A 22,953-nucleotide genomic window follows, 5' to 3' on the forward strand; every position below is an offset into this window, starting at 1 on the left:
AATATATCTTAATAACAACTCTTAGTATTTGTAATCATTTTGTAATTTCCAATATATACAATGTCATCAATAAAAAAAAGGAAAATACATGAATACTCCACTTAGTAAAAATCATCCAATGTCACCAAATGGTCAAGACTCAATTTCTAAAAACAATTCAAATAGTCTATCATTAGAAGAAATTATTGAATCTAGAGTTTCTAGAAGAACGTTAATAAAAGGAAGTTTAGCACTTGTTGCAGGAAGTTTCTTAGGTTTAAATTCAACAGCACATGCTAGTAGTAAAAATAGTATTTCAAATGCAGTAGCAAATGCCCTATTAGATTTTAATCCAGTGCCAAAAAACTTAAATGATGTAGTTACAATACCTGAAGGCTATAGCGTAGATGTATTATATAGATTAGGTGATCCTATAAATAACTTTACTTCTGAGTATAAAAATGATGGAACAGATACAGACTTTAATAATAGAGCTGGAGATCATCATGATGGAATGTTCTATTTTGGAATGAATAATGAGGGAACAGCAAAAGATTTAAATAATTCTAATAGAGGATTATTATGTATGAATCATGAAAATATTACAGAGATATTTTTACATACTGAAAATGAATGGGATAATTACGATAGAACAAGTAGAACAGCTGCACAAATAGATAAAGAAGTATCTGCTCATGGTGTATCTGTTATTGAAATCAAAAAAGATAAAAATGGCTTTAATTTAAATAAAAATTCAGTTTTTAATAAAAGAATTACTGCACAAACTCCAATAGATATTAACGGTCCTTTACAAAATCATGATTTAGTAAAAACTAAATACTCAAAAGATGGTTCACAAACAAGAGGAACTTTAAATAACTGTGCTAGTGGATTAACTCCATGGGGAACTTATCTTACATGTGAAGAAAATTGGGCGGGATATTTTAAAAGATCTAATAGTACTTTATTATCTGATAAAAAAGCAGCTAGTACACAAAATAGATATATGGGATCAAAAGAGTCAGATGGCTCTTATGGTTGGGCAAATTCTAAAACTAATAATGATCTTTATGATAGATGGAATATTATTCCTAATGCAAAACAAGCAAATGAAGATTACAGAAATGCAGCAAATACATTTGGTTGGGTAGTTGAAATTGATCCTTTTAACCCAACAATGACTCCTAGAAAAAGAACAGCACTTGGAAGAATGGGACATGAAGGTGCAATGCCAGGAAATGTAAAAGAAGGAGAACCTTTAGTTTATTATATGGGTGATGATTCAAAAGGTGAATATGTTTATAAATATGTATCAAGATTAAAATGGAATGAAAAAGATAGAAATGGTGGATTAGATATTGGAAATAAATACTTAGATGATGGAAAACTTTTTGTTGCAAAGTTTAATGAAGATGGTTCAGGAGAGTGGTTAGAACTTTCAATGTCAAATGAAGATATTAAATCTTATAAAAAATATTCATTTGATGATTTAGGAGATTTATTAGTAAATACTAGACATGCAGCTGATGCAGTAGGAGCAACTCCAATGGACAGACCAGAATGGGCAGGAGTTCATCCAAACACAGGAGATATCTACGTAACATTAACTAATAATTCAAAAAGAGGAAATAGTATGCAATTAGATGCATCAAATCCAAGATATTATTCTGATACAAAAAATAGTTCTTCAAGAGATGGAAATGTTAATGGTCAAATAATGAGAATTCAAGAGCTAGAAAATAATCCAAGTGCAAGCACTTTTAACTGGGATATTTATTTATTTGGTGCACAAGCTGATGCTAATGGAAATATAAATATTTCAAAACTAACAGATGATAATGACTTTTCAAGTCCTGATGGATTATATTTTAGTCAGGCTTCAAAAGGGTTAATGTGGCTACAAACTGATGATAGTGCTTATACAGATGTCTCAAACTGTATGATGCTTGCTGCTCTTCCTGGAAAACACAATGATGGAGGAAGTAAACAAATCACAAATAAAAATGTTCCTACAAATAATAATCAAGATGAAACAATAACTACAAAAGTAGGAGCAGAAGCTTCTACTAAAAATCTAAAAAGATTTTTAGTTGGTCCAAAAGAGTGTGAGATTACTGGAATTGCTGAAACTCCTGATGGAAAAACAATCTTTGTAAATATCCAACACCCAGGTGAAAAAACTAAAGATTTAAAGAATGCATCATTATATGGAAGTAATTGGCCAGATAAAGGAACAGCTAGGCCTAGGTCTGCTACTGTTGTTATTACAAAAAATGATAATGGAATTGTTGGTTCATAAAATAAAAAACTAAATAAGAATATCTATCTAAATATACTAGATAGATGTTCTGTTTATTAGTCATAGATTTTTGCTAATAATTCTTTATGAATAATATTTTCTATTTTTAATTCATACCTATTATTTCTTTTATTCCTATTCCCTTTCTCTAGCTTGTTATCATTTTGTTTTAAGTAATCTTTGAAATAGTACATCTTCTAAATTTCTACTTGAATCTACTACTAATAAAATATATACTTTTTTATCATCAAATTTATATATTATTCGCCATCTTTTATATATAATTTCTCTATATTTTAAAATACCTATTTGCTGTAACTCGGGTACAATTCTTTTTCTTTTTGGAAAAGTATATAAACTATTACACTCTTCTTTAATTTCAAAAAATATTTTCTTTGCAATACTTAAACTATCAATTTTAATGTATTCAATAATTGATTCTAAATCAAATTGGGCACTATTTGTCCATATCACTTCAAATTGGTTCATATGATTTTATCCAAATAGCTTATGCTCTAAATTATCAAACATTTTTTCTTGTTTTGTTGTATTATTGTTCTCGATATCATTTTCACTTTGAACAATTAATTTTAATAAATTTAAAGAATTCTGTAAGTTTTCATAAGTTTTAATATCTTGAACAACTGCTTTAGCCTCACCATTTTGCGTTATGATTATAGTTCTTTGATTTTCATTTACACTATTTATAATATCAGCTGTTTTTGTTTTTAAATAACTAATTGGTTTTATATCTTGACTCAAATGCATTTTATCCACCTTTAAATTTAAGATAATATATTGTATTAAATTTAGTCTTAATTTGGTATTATTTTTAATTATATCCCATGGTGATATACGACTAAATCTATTCTTATTTTAGTTGGTATAATAAACCCTTTTGGATTTTTAATAATATTATATCTTATTTAATTAAAAAAAGTGTTCTTGTTTGAAAAGTGGAAATTCATGACCTGACCCCTATTTTCCTCACTCACTTCATTTAATATCTCTAAAAACTTATCTTTATCAGATATGTTCTGCAATATGTATTTTCTTTCTACGGCTCTATTATATACGTGATGATAACCTGCTAATTCAATTCTTACTCGTCTTGGCATTAGAAACCCTTTTGGATTTTTAATAATATTATATCTTATTTAATTAAAAAAAAGTGTTCTTGTTTGAAAAGTGGAAATTCATGACCTGACCCCTATTTTCATTCACTATCGTTATAGGGATATAATTACCAGCATTTCCACCTATATTTGTATATTCTCCAATTGCCATTCTATTCTTCTCCTTTTTTAATTAGTTTTATCTTTATATTATTATTAAGAATACTTATTTTTTGAGATTTTGTACATCACATCTCTAAAATTTGGTTTATCATAATTTGATTCTTCAAAATAATTACATATAAAAAAATTGTTAGTATATAACTTCCATTGTTTTCCTAAAAATTTTGACTCCAGATTAGACATATGTTTAAAATATATATCATTTTTATGAATCTTTACATATCTATATGTAATAAAATGATTTTCTGTAATATATAGTTTATATTTATAAATATTTATAAACATATTTATTGTCATAATAAAAATATATAAACATATCCCAAACACGATATATGTAATAGGATTAGCATATTCTCCTTTATCAATAAAAGCTAATAATGTAACTAATCCACATAAAAACAAAAATATCTTAATCAAGAAATTACCTAAAGTAATTAATCTAAGTTCTATAAGTATCTCTTCATCATCTATATATCTTTTTCCATTTTTTTCAACTATTTCTACTACCTTATCCATCTCTTCAATATCTTCTAATTCAAGGCTCATCTTTTTTCCTTTTTTAGTTTAATTTTTTTATTACATATTATTTTCATCATCTAACACTCAACCCTTCATCCAAATACCGAATAATTGGATATATAAAGAACTCAATAACTCTTCTCTTACCTACTTTTATCTCAGCAGTTAGACTCATACCAGCTTCTAAATATCGCTCTTTCCCTTCTACCATCAAAGTTTTACCATTTGGTTCAATTTTCACTTCATAAATTGGTCCAAGTTTCTCATCATCAAGGGAAAAGCTTCCTACGTTTATGATAGTTCCTTCAAAGAATCCATACTTTTGAAAAGAGAAGGTATCTATTTTGATTTTTGAAATCATATCATTTTTTATAAAACCTATATCTTGGTTTAGTACATTTACTTTTACTATTAGTTGTGCGTCTTTTGGAACTATTGATATTAGTTTTTCAGCTGGTGTTACTACACCACCTATTGTATTTATCATCATTTTTGCTACAAAGCCATCTGTTGGAGAAATAATAGATTGTTTTTTATTTTGGAATTTTATTGCGTTTATTTCTGATTCTACGTTTCTTTGTTCTTTTTTTATAGCTAGTAGTTCTTGGTATTTTGTATCTTTAAACTGGCTAATAAAGCTAGCTTTTTCTTCTTGGATTTCATTTATTCTTTGTTTATTTCTTGATAAAAGCATAGATAGTCTTGATTTTTCTTCTTGTGCTTCTTTTAAAGCAGAGTTTAGAAATAGTGCTTTATTATCAAGTAAGGCTTCTATTCTTTTAGACATGACTATCCTATTTTGTAAATATAATAACTTATCTCATTATATCATAAAAGTAAAAAGTGCAGATTCATTTTCTGGGGTAATAGTATTGGTTACTAATAAATAGTATCCATATCAATAGAAGCCATAGGCGACGTAATACTATGAAGAGAGGTTAAAAGAGCTTTTACATTTGATGAACGTAAAATAATTTCATATCTAAACTTATTTGCCATTTTAAAAATTGGTGATTGTCCAAATCCCACTACTTCAATATCTTTATTTTCTTTTAATTTTTTTACATAAAAATCAAGTTCATCTTTTACTTTTAGTCCATTTGTATGTGCAAATATTACTTTTGCCATTTTTAAATATGGAGGATAAAGACCCTCTCTAAACTCTAATTCTGTTTCTAAAAACTCTTCATAATTTGATTCATTTAAATAAAAGTCAAAAAACTCTTCATTCTTAGTTTGGATGATTACTTCACCCTCACCTTTTCTTCCACTTCTTCCTGATATCTGAATAAGTAAAGATAAGGCTCGCTCTCTTGCTTTGTATGAGTTCATATTAAGTAGTGAGTCAATTCCTAGAACTACTGCTAATTTTACATTATGATAATCATGTCCTTTTGAAAGCATTTGTGTTCCAACTAAGATATCAATATCACCTTTATTAAACTCATTTAATATAGTTTTTAACTGCGTATTTGTTTTTACCTTATCTCTATCAAATCTTTTGATTACTTTGTCTTTAAAGATTTCGTTTAACTCTTCTTCTATTTGAGCAGTTCCTACTCTTAAATTATGGATAATCCCTGTATTACAAGAAGGACAAACTTGTGGAATTTGCTGTGCATAGCCACAATAATGGCATTTTAAAGCTAAATCATTTTTATGTAAACTCATAGAAACAGAACAATAAGGACACTCAACTGATTTACCACAAGATGTACATATTTGATACTTAAAATTTGCTCGTGTTGGCAAAAATATAATCACTTGATTTTTTGATTCTAATGTTTTTGAAATTTGATTTAAAACACTTACTGATAAGCTATCGTCACTATCATCAAAGCTGTATTTTTTACTAGTATCATGATATGTTTGTGTAAGTCTAAAAAATGGTATTTTATGAAAAGAACTTGTTGATACTGTCGCACTTCCAAGTACAAGCTGAATATCAAATTTCTTAGCCATATAAATAGATAAATCTTTTGTATGAAATCTTGGCTTTGAATCACTCTTATAAGACTCATCATGCTCTTCATCTACAACTATTACGCCTAAGTTAGAATATGGCAAGAATAAAGCAGACCTAGCACCTGCTATTAACTTTATACTTCCTTCTTGTAAACCTTGAAGTATTTCTGTTTTTTTCTTTTTTGTGATTTTTGAGTGCCAAATAGCAACGCTTTTATCAAAAACTTTTTCAAGTCTTTTTTGCATTTGAGGAGTTAGTGAGATTTCAGGCATTAATAAAATTGCTTGTTTATTTTCATTTAAATGTTTTTCTATTATTTTAATATAAATCTCAGTTTTTCCAGAACCTGTATTTGCAAAAAGTAGTGCTTGCTTTTTTTCATTTAAAAAATCATATGCTTTTGACTGCTGAGTTGATAAGCTAATTTGGCAATCAAAAGTTAGTTCTTCTTCTTTATCTTTGATTTCATTATTAAAAGGTGCATAAACACTTAAAGCTTCGCCTAAAGAACATACATAGTACTGAGATACAAAATGAGAAATTTCAAGCATTTTACTATCATAATATTCATTTGTAATTTCTTCAATATCTACACATTTAAATTCTGGTTTTTCTACTACTTTTATTATTACACCATCACTTAAAGTTTTTCTATTTCGTATTTTTACAGCTACTTTTCTACCTACTTGTAGTTCTTCTTCGCTTTGGTATGTAAGAGGATTAAGCGGAGATTTTAATAGTGATACTTCATAATAAAACATTATTCTATTTCCTTACATATTTCAAAACTGCTTTTACATTTAAAACTATTATCTTCAAGTAAAAACACAACATTTTTACTTGAAGATAATATATATTTATATGAATTATTTGATACCTTTAACCATTTACCAACTTCATTTATAGCTGAATTTGTGGAAATTATTGAAAAGTCTAGAACTTCTGTAAATAGTAGTTCATCTTTTTTATCAATTGTTGCATTGTCTAAACTATCTATTATTGTACTTTTATTTAATAAAACTTGTGAAGTTTTTAATTTGCTTATGTTATTTCTAATAATTGCAAGATTTGATTTTAAGTCTGAGATATTTGAATTTGAGATGATATTTGTAAACTTAGGAATAGCAAATGTTAAAACTATTGAAATTGTTGCAATTACAAGTAAAACTTCTAATAAAGAGAAGGCTTTAGCCATTAAAATCTTGCTAATTTTGTTGAAAGTTGATTAACATCTTCTTTAAATGTTGAGTATTCTTGTGTGATTCTAATATATGCAGCTAGTAAATCTTTAGTATCATTGTTTTTATTTAAGTCTAAAAATTTAGTAAGTTCTTTTTCCATATCAGGAGTAACATTTATAGTATAAGCCATATTATTAATATGAAAAGTTATGTCTTTATTCACCTTTTTGTGCCTTTATTAGAGCTAATGTACTATCAATTCGAAGAAACATATCTTGATTATTTCTAGCTAATTCATCATTATCATTTTGCATTGATTCAAGTTCTTGCTTTAATGATTGATTCTCAAGCTTTAATCTTTCGTAATCATGTAATAATTTATCAAGTTTATTATTTAATGTTTCTATTATTTCCATAATCGCATTCTACCTAAATTTTCCTAGTAAAAAAATTTAAATAATTGTTATTTTACTAATTTCCTTCATTTATAAAGATATTTGCAACTTGTGAAAGCATTGCTACTGATTTTCCCCATTGAGAATAGTCATCAATATCTTTTAAATCAAATCCAAATTTTTCTGTCATTTTCTTTATTAAATGTTTTTCATTAACATGAAAATTATTATCAATATGAATTAAAATCATTAGTTCTAAAAGAATTATTCTTTGACTTCGAGTAGATTTATAGTTATTTAAATTCTCTTCTAAACAAAAAGTGTCAATTTCAAATGAATCTAAATTCTCAATTCCCATTTCAGTACAATAATCTAAGATCACTTCTTCTTCTCTTTTTCCATAACTCTTATCAATTCTAGCTAAATAATGAGCTAATTGTAAAAATGAAAATTTTTCTCTTGCTTCTAATTGCATTAATAACATATATTAAAATCCTATTTTATGTTTATCTTGTATTCTATTATATTCATTTTAAGTTAATCAATAATAAATAATCATAATTTCAGCACTTAGAATTCTTTGTTGAATAGTTATACTTGTGAGTGAGTCATAACACGAAAAAATCTTTGATTAAATTTCTTCATGTTATATTAATTATTTATAAAGCACCAACACAAAGCACTTTATTAGTAGTGTCTTTTGAACTTGTACTAATTGAACCATATCTTGCAGACATTTTATAAGCTCTTGTATTATCCGAATTATAAATAGTTGAAGACCAATAGTTATCAACTAAAGAGCCTTGAAAGCTTGAGTTTAATGAATTTAAATAAGTATCATTAATAACTTCTTTTCCTCCTGCTGTCGTTAATAACTCTTGAATACTTGGTAATCTCCATGTTCCTGCTAAACTTTCACAATAAGTGTTTGCTTCTGCCCAAGTTTTTGCATCATTTGATAAATCTTGCCATTGTAGTTCTGTTACAGTGATTTCTTCACTGGGTTCATAATCTCTTACACAAATAAATTTATTTCCACCTGCTTCAATTTCTGTTCCCATTTCATTCGGAAATTTAATTTTTATATATTGATCTGAATTCCAAGTACTTGATTCAACACTTTTTGTACTAGTCCAATAATCAAAATGAATCAAATTAACGAAACTATCTATATTTGAAGGAGAAGTATCATCAAAAATAATAAGTGTTTGCATCTCTTTTGCACTTGGTAATCTCCAGTCATCATATGTATCTACAGTTAAAGCACTACAATATAGTTTTGCAGAAGAGTTTGTTCTTGTTTCATTGAAACCATCATCATTCCACATTAAACCTGTATTCTCATCTTTTACAATATTTCCGTTTCTAGATCTACTTATATCATTGTTTAAAGAGAAGTTATCTTCTTGTCCTGTTTTTACAATAGGTAAAGGTTTTGGAAGAGTTGTAAAACTTATACTTTTATACGAAGATTGTTCTCCATAAGAAATAGAACAAGTAAAAGAGTATTTTTGATTGTAAAGTAAATCTTCACTTGGTTTATATATTATACTAGCTCCTGAAAATTGCTGTGGTGTAACTTCAACGGCATTATATTCATTTGCTTTTTGTATATAACACTTAGTATTATTAACATGAATTGCTTCTAAAACCTTGTCATAATTAAATATAATATTAGTATCTAAATCAACATATGTTTCATTATTAGTTAAGTTTGAACTTTCAAATTGAGGAAGTTCTTCATAGTAGTTTTCTAAACTATCATCTTCTTTTTGAACTATTACATCACGAATATCAAAAGTTTCACCATTTACAATGATTTTATCTCCTAAAATCTCGTATTCTTTTCCATTTGCTAGAACTTTTCTATCTTGAATCATCCATTGTCCTGATGTAACATCATTTTCAGTAAAATCTTGATTATCTCTTATAAATTCTATTGTTTGTTCATCGTTTGAGCTGTCTTTGTAAATAAGTGTAAGCTTTTTAAAATCACCTAATATTTGATTATTTACCATTAATATTGGTCTATAATTAAAATCAATTTCTACCCAAGCAAATTTTGGATTAGTCATATTGTTGAATAAAGATTTTGTATATGCATAAGATAAAGGATATATCATATTTTGAGATTCCGAAAGTATAGATCCAAACTCCCAAATCGGATTTCCTCCTCCTGAAATAGAATCTTTTAATCTTTTACTTACATATTCAGAAACTGTTACAAAGATTCTTGCTCTTATTTTCGATTGTGAACCTAATTTATCATTTGATAAAACCTCATTTCCCAAAGATATTAGGAATTTTAAGATTGTAGTATCTTGGGGTGCACCTTCAAAATCACCTTCCTCACTAGCTGAATAAACTGTATTAAAAAAATCTTCTAAATTTGATTTAGTTATGTCATATCCACTTGAATTTGCCATAATTGCAGAGTTAATTATTACATTTGAAAGTAATACTCTTCTAAGTTTTGCTTTTTGTTCATCTGTAGCTATACTCATATCTTCAAGTAAAATACTTGAATCAAAAGGATCCAAATAAAGTTCTTCTACACTTAAATTTGCATCAAAACCATTAGTAACTAATAAGCTAATAATTTCTTGATTCGTGAAACCTAAAGTACTAATTGATGTAATAGGTGAAATAAGTCCTTGTTTTGAACTAGAATATTTAGCACTTAAATTACCATCAAAAACCTTACCATTATGTAAACCTTTATCAAGCATTGTAATCAATGCATTTTCAGGAACTTGAATGTTAAAAATAAACTCACCATTTTCATTTGAGTAAGAAGATATTTCATCTTCATCTTCTTGTGAATCACCATCTGCATCATACCAAAATCTTGCATTTACAATATATGGGTCTATTGCTTGTCCTCTAGTTGAACCACCGTTTTGTTCATCTATAGCAGTAACTGTAATTGGATATTTCCCGCTTACAGTTACATTAGTATTTAATTCATTTTTATTAACAACTACATTTACTTCAGCATTAGTATCAAAATCGCTTCCATCGTAAGCTAAAGTAACAATTGCAGAACTACTATCATTATAAGTTACAGATGAAATTGTAGTACCTATTGGTGCAAGATTTAAAGTGAAGTTATTTACATCTAAGATGTTGTCTTTAAACTCTAAAGAATTTCCTAAAATTACATAAATCTTTGCAGCATCAAGATTTGCTTCTGTTATTGTAGTATTATCTTGATGTGGACTATTTTCTATTTTAATAGCATTTTTACCACTTGTTACAGACGCTATTGAATGAGTATTGTCTTCATATCCATCTGCAATAATTTTTATTGATCCATTTGTATCATTAACTGAATATGGTGTTCTTAAATCAACTGTTGTTGAACTATTGATTATAAGTTTTATTTGTCCGCTTGTTATTTCATATTCATATGTTTTTAATAATGAATATTCACTATTTACTCCAGCTTTGTAATAAACTTGACTAATAGCACTTTCCCAAGCTTCATCCTCTTCAAAAGAGAAGATAAAAGCATCATTTTCTAAACTGTATCCAACTTTTCCAATTATTGTAGGAACTGTTTTTAAAGGCTCTGTAATTGTACTAGAAGAGAAAGTATCACTTATAGTTCCAACTGTTAAAATTGTATCGACACTAGTTGCATAAAAAGAAGAAGATTGATGTCTTACTTTTACTAATTGATTATTTTCTAGAGTTAATGCTTCAGTTTGCCAAGTTATACCATCATCTAATGAATATTCACCATTTATTATTGATACAGGTGTCTCTTGATTTATTCCCGTAATTGTTATAGATGAACTTACTACTTCATCTAAGGAAGCATCAGTTTTATCTGTAAAAGTAAATTGATGAGGAATAGTATCATTTACTTCTTCACTAATTGTTTCACCAATATTTGTAATTAAAACAGCTCCACCATCAATTGCTTTATCATCATTTTTCCAGTTTCCAAAAATTACCTCATTTTGGTCAATTGCTACATCATATCCATAAACACTAGGTACTGTACTTTTTATATAATCATTACCTTGAGGTGTATAAGAATTATTACCTGCAACTATATAATTTAAAGCATCATGATATATACCAACACTACCTGTTATTGCTTGTGTATTTTCTATTTTTCCATTAGAAATCACTGTATTAAAAGCTCTTTTATATAAATATACTGAACCTGTATCATTATTTCCAAAAGAAGAAATAGCTATATGATCTCCTGAAATTGCAACACCAAATCCAAAATGATCAGCTAATCTTGAAGAATCACTTGGAGTAATTACACTTATTAACTCTAAAGTATCATTTAAATAAGTGTAATAATTTGCAAATCCTGCACCTAATTCAGGTTTTGTATCTATTGGGGTTGCTCCTAAATCTGGAAATACCGAAGAACCGATTACAAAATAATCTCCATCAATTGCTACATCAAAACCAAAACTATCTGAACTTTTTCCATCAGCTCTTTTTATTGTTTCAACTAAAGCAAAATTATCACTTCCATTATTTTTAAATAAGTAAGCAGCTCCTTTATGATTATCATCATTATAAGCACCAATTAGTAATAAATCACCACTAATATCAACAGATGCACCAAAATGAGCTGAGTCACTTAAACCTGAAACTGTTATATTTTGAATTAAAGAATAAATTCCATTTTCATTCTTTTTATAAAGCTCTACTCTGCCTTCTAAACCATTACCTTCAACATAATAATTTCCATTACCAGCAACTAAATAATCTCCGTCTAAAGCTATTGAAGCGCCAAGAATTTCTGTCCCTTCAAATGCAGCTATTTTTTGAGTTTCTTGATAATCTCCATTTATATCTTTATTGTAAATATAAATTCCTGATCTTGCTATCACTGCAGCTGTTCCATCTTTTACATCTACAGAGTTTCCAAAATGTGCATTATCTATTGGATTACTTGGATAAATAACATTTGACCAAGGTATTTCAACTACTGCTGTTACATCAAGACTATTAGTGATAACTTCTTGACAAATATTTAATTCATTTGCTGCTATTGATATTTGTATTAATTTATCTTCATCAAAATCTGTACCATCAAACTGAAGTGTTACTTGAGCAATTGATTCATTTATATAAGCTACATTAGATATTGATACTCCATTTGGTGAACTATAAAGTGAGAAGTTATTTTTTGAAAGTGAATTATCAATAAATTTTAAATGATTTGATAAATGTATATTTATTCTTGCCTCATTTAAATTAGCCTCTGTTATTGGTTTATTATCAGCAAATTCAATACTTGTTGCTTTTACTGCATATTGACCATCTTCAACCATATTGATAATAACTTCACTATTTGGATAATTACTTGCTTTTACAACAAGTCCAGCTCCACCAATATATGGAGTACGTAAAATTGGATTTGTAGTAGTTGAAGCATGAAGTTTTAAACTTCCTTCTGAAAATGTATAATCACTAGGATTTAAAATAACACTCGTACTTTCATCATAACATCCAAACATAGAAACTTCTGTAATTGAATCTCTCCAAGTAGCATTATCAGTAAAATTAAATGATAAATCTGGGTTTTCTAAACTATGCCCTGCTCCATTTATATAAGGTGCATCATTAGAAACTGTAATGTTAAATGTAATATCATCTAATCCATTATCTCCAAATGCAGTGATTCTTACTTGATTATAAACATTAATTTCTCTAGGTGTTCCATTTAACGCTCCAGTAACTGTATTAAATGTTGCCCATGAAGGTTTATTTTCAATAGTAAAAGGTTTTGTAACTGCTGCGAATTTTGTATAATCTGTACTAAGTTGTGGAATATAAGAATAAACTTCACCGACATTAGCTCTAGTATTAGGAGCACCTACGATTAAAGGTAATTTTGTATTTTCATTTTCTTTAGTTGTAGTACTAAAAGTATCACTATCATTACCAATTGTAATAGTCGTATCTAAAGTAGTATCATATTCATTTGATGATTTATGCCAAACTGTAAGAATATCACCATTTTGAACAGTAGTAGTTCCTGATATTCCATCTTGTCCATTTACTTTAAAACCGAAATGTACGTTTTGCCCAAGATATCCACTACTTATAACAGCTTTACTAAGACCTGTTTCTAACCAATCAACTGTAACACTAGAATCAAACCATTGTTGTATTTCAACTCCTACTTTATCATTAAATTGAAATTTCGGTGTAGCTGGTTTTCCTTTTACTAGAATATTAAATATAAACTTTTCACTTGTACCTCTATCATTTGTTGCTGTTATTTCTATACCTTTAAAAGTTGTATCATCTGATAATAAACCTTTAATTAATCGTGAATATTTAAGTTCTCCAGTACTTCTATTAAATTCAAAACCATTTGGCATATTTTTTATTTCCCATGTTCTAGCTTTGTTTCCACTATTTGTAGGAGTAAATGAGAATGCTTCATAAGATGTTTTGTCTTTAGGTTCAATTGTATGTGAAAGCTCTCCACTAAGAATAGGAGTAGTTGGAGCATACCAAATATCTATATAATTACTTACACTTTTATCACCATCACTTACAGTAAAAGTATGTCTTGTTTTTAAACTTGGATGAAAATCATCAATATCTTGAAAAGCAAAACTTATAATTGCAGTACATTTTCCTCTAAGACATTCTAAAGTGGTGTTTGAAAAATTAGCTGTTTTTGCAAAACCTACTCTTGTTTCAGTTATAACACCAGCATAAGTTACATTTGATGAGTTTAAAGTATTATCATTATCTGATATATCAAAAGTGAAAGTATAATTATTAGGAGTTGCACTTGTATCATCTAGAATAAACTCTTTTTTAAAGTCAGCACTAGTAATAATTGGTACTTCATTTACATCTATAACAGTGATTTTAAAACTTTCAAAACGAGTTGAACCCTTTCCATCTGTTACACTAATAGTGATATTTATATCTCCAATATCATCTTTAGTTGGTGTTCCACTAAGAGTTTGTGCTTCTTTATCAAAAGTAAGCCAAGATGGTTGATTTTGTATATTAAAAATTAAAATATCTCCATCTAAATCATTTGCATGAATTTGTACGGTTAGTTCTTCATTTTCATTTACTGTTTTATCAGATATTGCTGATAATGTAACATTAGAATTTTTATCAATAACTGTTAAATTAAAAGTAAAAGAACTAGATAGTCCACCTTCTTCACTTACAATTACTTTAATATCTTTTTTTATTCCAACATCAGTTTGTCTTGGAATTCCTGTTAATTCTCCTGTTTGAGTATTGATATTCAACCAAGTAGGATTATTAGAAATACTCCAAGTTAAGTCTCCACCTTCAATATCTATAGCTCTTGCTTGTTTAGAATAATTTCTATTTTCATCTGTAGTAGATGAAGTCCAAATATCACTTAAAATTGGGGCATCATTAACATCATCTACCATAACTTTAAAATCTATATTTGTTTCAAGTCCACTTGAACTTTTAATTAATAAAGAAATAGTATCAGATTGTCCAATATCATTTTGACCTGCAGTTCCATTTATTTCTCCTGTTTGAGTATTTATACTCATCCAAGTTGGTTTACTTATTAAAGAATAAGTTAAAGTATGAAAATCACTTACATTTGGAATAAAAGTATAATTAGAATTTTGATTTACTCTTGTAGGAATTTCATTTAGAAGTACAGGAGCATTTGAAGTTTTTGTTTTAAATTCATACTGTGCGTTATCAAAACTAACAATACTTCTTACAATATCATTTGCTTCTTGTGAACTTTTATGTCTTAATTGTAATGTATTATCAACATAAAGCAACAATTTATCAGAACTTGTTTTCCATTCACCACCATTAATTTTAAATTCAGCATTTACAATTTTTACATTAGTATAAGAATCAATACCTTTTATTGTAACAATATTTGATTCATAATAAGTATTAATAGCAGCATTTTCTTTATCAATAAAATCTATACTATCTATTTTAGTATCAATTTTTTTATTATAAACATGAAAACTAGCGAATAATTTTTTTTCAGGTCCATAATAAAGATATCCCGCATTTGTACTATTATTATCTAAAGCTGTTTTTATTCTTAGTTTTATTTTACTTCCTGCACCAATGTCCATAGCTTCACTCGTCCAAGCAGAACCATTTACACTCATTTGTGCTCCATTCGAAACATAAGCATAAGTTGCAGTATCATTGATTCCGGAGATAATTCTCTCTTCACTTTCAACAAAGCTATTAAAATCTGCATCAAAAACTGTTTTAAACTCTATTTTATCAACATTTGAACTTGGAACACTAGGATTATCTATTGTTTTAGTTTCAAAGTTTACTATACTTTTACCTACTTCAATATGAGTATTTTTTATTGTTCCATACGATGATGAAGATGTTTGTCTAAATTTAATTTTATAGCCTGTAGGTACTTGAGAAAGTTCACTCAACCAAATTTTTTCACCTTCAAGTTGAACTTCACCATTTGTAACTTTAATATCTAAACCACCCTCATATCCACTCATTTTAAAATATGAAGTTTCATATTTAGTATTTAACTCAGCTAAATATACAGTTTTAGGAAAGAATAAATCAGGTTTTAAATCTTTTTCTTTTGAGAAAATGATAAATTTCCCCTCAATACCACCAATAGTTAAAGTTGCTTCTTCTTTTCCACCATAAGAAGAACTAGCAGCTTTACTAACTTTTACAATATCACCATTTCTAACACTTGCAAATTGTAAAGTATCTTCATATTGATTGCTTTTCCAAGTTCCATCGTTGATTTTATATGAAGCACCACTTGTTATTCCAACTTTTGAAACAACTCCATTACTTAAACCACTTACAATAATTTCATCACTTGTAATAAGTCCTCCTAAAGGAGCATTTATTCTAATTGGAAAAGAAAACTTATTTGGACTTGTTATATTTAAAGTTGGATTTGCTTTTGTAATTGATTTAAAAGTAATTCGTGAAACTCCAATATTTAAAGTACTTATATTTTCACTAGAAAAAGAATCTAATGAAAAATGTTTTACTCTTATAGAATCACCATTTTTTACAGTTGTTTCTATATCAGTAAACTCACCATCATTTAAACTATAATAACCATTGTTTATAGTTAATTTTGCAGTTGAAGAAAGCTTGTTAATTACAATATAATTAGAAATTAAACCTTTATTTATATCTTGGTCAACTTTTGTATCAAAAGATAGATTATGATTAAAAGGTAAGCTACCTTGTCTTGTATTTTCACTAGGAGCGTTTGATACACCAATTGTAGAAGATAAGATATTACTAACACTAAATAAATCTACATTATCAGCTTTTTCTAATATATCATTATAAGTATTTATAACATCAGTATTTATATCTCCCTCAACAGTAATAAGTTTAGTTAACTTATCTAATGAAGTATCTGGATTATCAGAAGCTAGTATTGCAGCTGAAATTTTTAAAAGCTGTGCATTATCAGATTTATTAGAACTTATTCCATCTGTTAAATCTAGGTCTTCTAATTGAGTATCATTTGATAATTCTAAAGAAAACATTTCTTTTATTTTTTCTCTTGCATTTTCTTTTGCAACATTAATATTTTCACCATTTTTTAACATGTCTTTTATTTGTGCTGCAGCAATATGAGTAAAAATATTTATATTTATATTAGGAGAAGAATTGGCTTGGAGATTAACAATCGCAGATAGTATACCATTACTTACATAATTACCAGTATTCTCATCTAAATACTCACCTTTAATTTCATATTCAGTTGCACCTGACCATGGTAGAGGAAGTAAGAAAGAACCTTTATCATCATTTGTTGTTGTACTTTTCTTATCAGTAGTACTTCTTTCACCATTATTAAGCTTGTATGCCGTTACAGTAGAGCCATCTAAAAATGGACCTTTTTGTGCAATACCACTTGAACTTGATGATGATACTTGATTACCACTATTACAACCAATTAATACTATTGTAAATATTAATAATAGTATAGATATCTTAATATTCTTCATGCTTAATCCTTTATTTTTCTTGTTACTAAGTATAAGAAAAAGGCATTGCAAAAGCATTGCAAAAATAATAAAAAAAATATTAAATTATAAAATAATTATGATTAGAGTTATAAACAAAAGATTTAGATATTTATTCTATAACCAATAGAAGGGATAGTTTCAATGAATTTATACTTCATTTTAGCTCTAAGTCTACTAACTAAGGCTCTTCTAGTATTTTCATTGGGAAATTTATCTGGCCATATTTTATTCTCCATTTCATAAATTGAAACAATGCAGTTTTTAGAAATAACTAAAAGATTTAGAAGTTGAATTTCTCTTTTTGTAAGATGTAGGTATTCATTATTATAAATAAGTTGATTATTTTTAGAGTCATAACTAAACTCATTATCAAATAGTATATCTCCGACTTTATGATCTTCTCTTTTAATATTATTATCATACGAAGATACTGCCATTTTAAGAGAAACAAATAATTCTTGTTTATTAAAAGGCTTTGTTAAATAGGCACTTGGGTTAGTTTTAATAGCTCTCTCAACTGTAGTTTCATCACAATATGCAGTTAAATAAATAATACTTGTATTTATCTTTTTTTGTATCATTGAAGCTGTATCAATACCATCTTTATCACCTTTGATTCTTATATCCATCATTATAATATGTGGTTCGTATTTTAAGGCATTGTTATATCCATCTAATGAGTTATTTGAAATATTTACAACTTCATATCCAAGGTTTTCCAAATAATCAGCTATTTCCATAGCAACAATCATTTCATCTTCTATTATCATTACAGGTATTTTCATATTTTCAACTTTATATTGTATTCACATTTATTATCTATATCTTTTGATATAGTACCATTTAGTTGTCCTACAGCTAAACTATTAACAAGTTCTAAACCTAAAGACTTTTCATTTATATCTGAGCTTTTAAAACCTTTTCCATTATCTGCTATATGCAAAAATAATTCATTTTTCTTTTGAGTTAAGTAAATTGAGATTTTCGTACATTCAGAATATTTCATACTATTAGTAAGTAATTCATTTATTATAATACCTATATATACAGCATCTTTCAAGGATATGAAAACAACAGTTCTTATATCAAAATCTATCTCTTTAGAATATGAAGTTTCAATATCTTCACTTAAACTATAAATATATTCATACATATCAATTTTTTCAATATCATCATTTAAACTTAGAATCTCATGTGTTTTAGATATAGATTTGATTCTATTTTCAAGCTTTAAAAACTGTTCTTTTGTTTCAATATTATCAATTTTATTACTTTGCAATCTAATAATTGAAAGCATAACTTGTAAATTATTTTTAACTCTATGATGAAGTTCTCTGTATAGATTCTTTAACATTAAAGTTCTATTTTCAACTTCTTCTTTGATAATTGCATTTCGTTCATGTAGCTCTTCTACTAATTTATTATCAATTGAATCTTTTTGTTTTTGTAAAATATTTAACTTATCAACAAATGCAAGTAATAAAAATAAAGCTTCAATTGCTGTAAAAACTAAAACTAAAATTGGAATATTATACATAATAGAATAAATTCCTAAGGCATCAATAATTGTAAGAAAAAATCCAATTATAAGAAAACTCCAACCTACTATAAAGAATCTAGCTTGCTTATTCCCTCTTTTATAAACATAGATTGCAGCATAATAATTAAAAAATATAAATACTAAACCAGTTAAAACGGTAATTTCTGGATAATAAAAATAAGGACTTGAAATAAATACTATTTGCAAAAGTACTATATATATAAGATATTTATATATTTTATCTATGTTCTCATAATTCTTTGTTTTTAAAAAACTTCTTGCAAAAACTATCCCCATAATTATTACAGCACCAACTTTAGGAACAACTATCAAATTATCAATTCTAGTAAACCATAAGGGCATGTATAAGGGTAGTAAACCAATATAAGTGAGTTGCTGAAAGAGTAAGACAATAATATAAAAGGAATAATATAAATAGCTTATATCCTTTGCATAAAAGAATAAAACCATTGCATAAATAAGAAAAGAACTAATAACTCCTATTAATAATATAATAGAGAATTGTTTAGCAAAATCTTTTTTTAAAAATACTTCTTCATCTTCAAGCTTAATAGAAAACTGTAAGGCTGTTGTGTTATTTTTGATTTTAACATAATAAGATTGCGTTGAATTTGCAGAAATATTTAAAGTAAAAGAAGGATTGATTGTCTTTCTTTTTTCATCTATATATAACATACCACTTCTTCTAATATCTTTATTTGAGTATAAAACAATTTCCTCTAATAAAGGATTTTCAAGATCTAGTATTTTTTGTATCTTTTTATTTGTATTATTTTTTATTTGTATTTTTAACCAAACAGTAAGGTTTTTATTAAACCCAAAGTTCTTGTGAATATTATTTAAAGGCTCAAAGGTTTTAGTTTTAATAGCTTCGATATTTAAATTTTCTTTATCAATAAAAATAAAAGAATTACTAATAGATATTTGATTATTAGCATATAAAAAAGAGTTTAGGAAAATAAGTATAAGAAGAATTTGATTATATTTTTTCATTAATTTTCTTTATAGATATATAAATCATTATATAATTAAAAAAGTAATAAATATATTAAAAGTTATTAAGAAGTATAGATAGCATTAAATCCAATGAAAACTTTTCTCTTGCTTCTAATTGCATTAATAACATATATTAAAATCCTATTTTATATTTATATAATCTATTATAATGGTTAAACGTTAATCAATTATAAATTAAATCAAAAAAAGTAGATAGATAGTATAAAAATACTATCTATTATCTATGTTAGAGTATTAAGCACCTAAGTATTTAGCTCTAATTTCATCAGAATCAATAAGCTCAGATCCTGGTCCTTCAAGTGCAACTACACCATTTTCAAGTACATAAGCATAATCAGATACTTCTAAAGCAGCAAAAGCATTTTGTTCAACTAATAAAATAGTTATACCCTCTTCTTTTAGTCGTACGATTGTTTCAAAAAGTTCACCAATAATTTTAGGAGCTAATCCTAAAGATGGTTCATCAAGCATTAAAAGTTTTGGGCTTGACATTAAAGCTCTTGCAATTGCAAGCATTTGTTGCTCCCCTCCACTCATTGTTCCTGCTAATTGACCTTTCTTAGCAACAAGTCTTGGAAAAAGTTTAAACATCTCTTCTTGAAGCTCTTCATATTTGTCATCATTGTTAAAAGCACCCATTCTGAGGTTTTCTTCAATTGTTAAGTTTTGAAAACATCTTCTTCCCTCAGGAACAAGCGCTATATCATTTTGAATAATTGTATGAGTTTTCATTTTAGAAATATCTTCATTTCTAAATGTGATTTCACCATTTTTCTTAACATCATTTACAATTGATTGTAAAGTCGAAGTTTTACCAGCACCATTAGATCCAATTAATGAAACAATTTGACCTTCTTTAACTTCAAAGTTTACATCTTTAACACCTTTGATAAGTCCGTAAAATACTTCTAAATTTTTAACTTTAAGCATGTTTAAAATCTCCTAGGTAGGCTTTTATTACTTCTTCATCTTTAATAGCATCTTTAATATCACCTTCAAAAATCGTTTTTCCATAATCTAAAACCATAACTCTATCACATAGTTTATTTACAAACTTCATATCATGTTCAATTAATAAAATAGTAATATCAAATTCATCTCTTATTTTAAAGAATAATTCTGCAAGCTCATGTGTTTCTTGTGGATTCATACCAGCTGCTGGTTCATCTAAAAGTAAAAGTTGAGGATTTGCAGCAAGTGCACGAGCAATCTCTACTTTTCTTTGTTGTCCATAAGAAAGTGAAGTTGCTAATTCATCTGCATACTCTGCTATGCCAAGTACTTCCATGATTTCAAAAGCTCTTTGTTTAACACGTCTTTCTTCTTTGAAAAATCTAGGCAATCTAAAAATAGTTTCTAGATAAGTATATGATGCTTGATAATCAAATCCAATTAAAATATTATCTAATACTGTCATTGATGTAAAAAGTCTAATATTTTGGAAAGTTCTTGCAATTCCACGATGAACAATTTTATATGGTTTTATTCCATTTATTTTTTGTCCATGAAATTTAATATCACCTTCTGTAGGTTCATAATTTCCAGTAATAATATTAAACATTGTAGTTTTACCAGCACCATTTGGACCAATAAGACCATATATTTCTTTTGCTTTTACACTAAAAGATGTGTCCTTAATGGCAGTTACTCCACCAAACTTTTTAGTAACATTACATACTTCTAATATCATTTGTCAGCCTTTTTCTTTTTGAAGAAGTCTTTTAATTCTTTTTTACCTGTTAATCCTTCTCTTGCAAAAAGCATTACAAGAATTAAAATAAGTGAGAATACAACCATTCTCATTCCAGGTGTTCCTTCTGTTTCTATTCCCATAAAACTCATAGGTTCATCTAAGAATCTCATATATTCTAAACCTGCCATTACAAAAATAGTTCCTAATATTGCACCTGTTGTACTTCCTAATCCACCTAATACAATAATAATTAGTAATTGGAATGTTAAGAAGAATGTAAATAAATCTGGTGATATAGATGTTAATAATGCAGCTAATAAACCACCTCCAACACCTTCAAAAAAAGCTGAAGTAGAAAACGCTAAAGTTTTAATCTTAAAAGTATTAACACCCATTGCAGTTGCGGCATCTTCATCGTCCCTAACAGCTTTCATAGCCCGTCCATATTTTGAATAGATAATATTTAAAATAGCAAGAACAGTAAATATAGCAATACCGCCTGTCCAATAAAGGTTTGAATATTCAGGAATATCATTTATACCTAAAGAACCATTTGTGATTTGAGGATTATTAATAGCTAAAATTTTAATAATAAAACCAAATCCTAATGTTACAATTGCAAGATAATCTCCTCTTACTCTAAATACAGGAAAAGATAAAGATAAAGCAACCAACGCTGAGATAATACCTGCAAATAATAATGCCCATGCAAAATCTGCTTGCATAGCTAAAACCCAAGCTGATGGGTCTTCAATATCATATTGATAAAGCATCGTATCAGCATCAACAATCAAAATAGAAGTAACATATGCACCAATAGCAACAAATCCATTTGGTTCAAGAGAAAACTGACCAGTAACACCATTAATAAGGTTATACGAAACTGCAAGAATAATAAAAATTGCAACATTATTTATAATTCTTACTGTATATTCATCAAAAGTAACCTGTGCAAACCACGTAAACCAAATAGCAGTTACTATAATTGCTAGATTAATTAATCTTTGTTTAGTAAATATTTTATCTTCAATCATA

Annotated in this window: 18 protein-coding genes; 1 reads left to right on the top strand and 17 read right to left on the bottom strand. The window is 27.3% G+C overall.

Annotation, left to right across the window (positions count from 1 at the left end):
* Positions 1 to 88: 88 nt before the first annotated feature.
* Positions 89 to 2,278: a PhoX family protein gene (locus D3Z07_RS03935; RefSeq protein ID WP_228200574.1), complete on the top strand. Its 2,190-nt coding sequence runs from the start codon at positions 89 to 91 to the stop codon at positions 2,276 to 2,278.
* 159 nt (positions 2,279 to 2,437) lie between these two features.
* On the opposite strand, the gene D3Z07_RS03940 is transcribed toward D3Z07_RS03935, so the two are convergent.
* The 17 genes from D3Z07_RS03940 to D3Z07_RS04015 all read right to left on the bottom strand — a co-directional run bounded on the left by D3Z07_RS03940 (position 2,438) and on the right by D3Z07_RS04015 (position 22,952).
* Positions 2,438 to 2,767, bottom strand: coding sequence for a type II toxin-antitoxin system RelE/ParE family toxin (locus D3Z07_RS03940; RefSeq protein ID WP_076085928.1), 330 nt, complete (start codon positions 2,765 to 2,767; stop codon positions 2,438 to 2,440).
* Positions 2,768 to 2,773: 6 nt separating this feature from the next.
* Positions 2,774 to 3,046 (bottom strand): type II toxin-antitoxin system Phd/YefM family antitoxin, encoded by a 273-nt coding sequence (locus D3Z07_RS03945; protein WP_076085926.1) that lies wholly within the window; start codon positions 3,044 to 3,046, stop codon positions 2,774 to 2,776.
* 158 nt (positions 3,047 to 3,204) lie between these two features.
* On the bottom strand, positions 3,205 to 3,396 hold the full coding sequence (locus D3Z07_RS03950) for a hypothetical protein (protein WP_076085924.1): 192 nt from the start codon (positions 3,394 to 3,396) through the stop codon (positions 3,205 to 3,207).
* Between the two features lie 43 nt (positions 3,397 to 3,439).
* The gene (locus tag D3Z07_RS14285) at positions 3,440 to 3,565 is read right to left on the bottom strand and encodes a hypothetical protein (RefSeq protein WP_265936464.1); all 126 of its coding nucleotides are present in this window, start codon (positions 3,563 to 3,565) and stop codon (positions 3,440 to 3,442) included.
* Positions 3,566 to 3,609: 44 nt separating this feature from the next.
* Positions 3,610 to 4,122 (bottom strand): hypothetical protein, encoded by a 513-nt coding sequence (locus tag D3Z07_RS03955; protein WP_122893122.1) that lies wholly within the window; start codon positions 4,120 to 4,122, stop codon positions 3,610 to 3,612.
* A gap of 46 nt (positions 4,123 to 4,168) precedes the next feature.
* On the bottom strand, positions 4,169 to 4,882 hold the full coding sequence (locus D3Z07_RS03960; protein ID WP_076085920.1) for an HlyD family efflux transporter periplasmic adaptor subunit: 714 nt from the start codon (positions 4,880 to 4,882) through the stop codon (positions 4,169 to 4,171).
* Between the two features lie 92 nt (positions 4,883 to 4,974).
* Positions 4,975 to 6,822 (bottom strand): primosomal protein N', encoded by a 1,848-nt coding sequence (locus D3Z07_RS03965; protein ID WP_076085918.1) that lies wholly within the window; start codon positions 6,820 to 6,822, stop codon positions 4,975 to 4,977.
* Entirely contained in the window at positions 6,822 to 7,256 is a 435-nt protein-coding gene (locus D3Z07_RS03970) for a type II secretion system protein (RefSeq protein ID WP_076085916.1), read from the bottom strand. The genes D3Z07_RS03965 and D3Z07_RS03970 overlap by 1 nt, the downstream gene beginning before the upstream one ends.
* On the bottom strand, positions 7,256 to 7,465 hold the full coding sequence (locus D3Z07_RS03975; protein WP_076085914.1) for a hypothetical protein: 210 nt from the start codon (positions 7,463 to 7,465) through the stop codon (positions 7,256 to 7,258). The genes D3Z07_RS03970 and D3Z07_RS03975 overlap by 1 nt, the downstream gene beginning before the upstream one ends.
* Positions 7,458 to 7,658 (bottom strand): hypothetical protein, encoded by a 201-nt coding sequence (locus D3Z07_RS03980; protein ID WP_076085912.1) that lies wholly within the window; start codon positions 7,656 to 7,658, stop codon positions 7,458 to 7,460. Before D3Z07_RS03980 ends, D3Z07_RS03975 begins: the two co-directional genes overlap by 8 nt.
* A 55-nt stretch (positions 7,659 to 7,713) precedes the next feature.
* Entirely contained in the window at positions 7,714 to 8,121 is a 408-nt protein-coding gene (locus D3Z07_RS03985; RefSeq protein ID WP_076085910.1) for a hypothetical protein, read from the bottom strand.
* Between the two features lie 175 nt (positions 8,122 to 8,296).
* Entirely contained in the window at positions 8,297 to 17,626 is a 9,330-nt protein-coding gene (locus tag D3Z07_RS03990) for an Lcl domain-containing protein (RefSeq protein WP_164707192.1), read from the bottom strand.
* Between the two features lie 122 nt (positions 17,627 to 17,748).
* Entirely contained in the window at positions 17,749 to 18,432 is a 684-nt protein-coding gene (locus D3Z07_RS03995; protein WP_122893124.1) for a response regulator, read from the bottom strand.
* Entirely contained in the window at positions 18,429 to 20,201 is a 1,773-nt protein-coding gene (locus tag D3Z07_RS04000; RefSeq protein WP_122893125.1) for a 7TM diverse intracellular signaling domain-containing protein, read from the bottom strand. The genes D3Z07_RS03995 and D3Z07_RS04000 overlap by 4 nt, the downstream gene beginning before the upstream one ends.
* Positions 20,202 to 20,459: 258 nt before the next feature.
* Positions 20,460 to 21,155, bottom strand: a complete 696-nt coding sequence (locus tag D3Z07_RS04005) for an ABC transporter ATP-binding protein (RefSeq protein ID WP_076085898.1) — start codon at positions 21,153 to 21,155, stop codon at positions 20,460 to 20,462.
* Positions 21,148 to 21,915 carry an ABC transporter ATP-binding protein gene (locus tag D3Z07_RS04010; RefSeq protein ID WP_076085895.1) on the bottom strand — a complete coding sequence of 256 codons (768 nt, stop codon included), beginning with the start codon at positions 21,913 to 21,915 and terminating at the stop codon, positions 21,148 to 21,150. Before D3Z07_RS04010 ends, D3Z07_RS04005 begins: the two co-directional genes overlap by 8 nt.
* Positions 21,912 to 22,952, bottom strand: coding sequence for a branched-chain amino acid ABC transporter permease (locus tag D3Z07_RS04015; protein ID WP_076085892.1), 1,041 nt, complete (start codon positions 22,950 to 22,952; stop codon positions 21,912 to 21,914). Before D3Z07_RS04015 ends, D3Z07_RS04010 begins: the two co-directional genes overlap by 4 nt.
* Between the last annotated feature and the right edge of the window lies 1 nt (position 22,953).

It is taken from the genome of Arcobacter peruensis, from assembly GCF_003711085.1.
GTDB lineage: Bacteria > Campylobacterota > Campylobacteria > Campylobacterales > Arcobacteraceae > Poseidonibacter > Poseidonibacter parvus.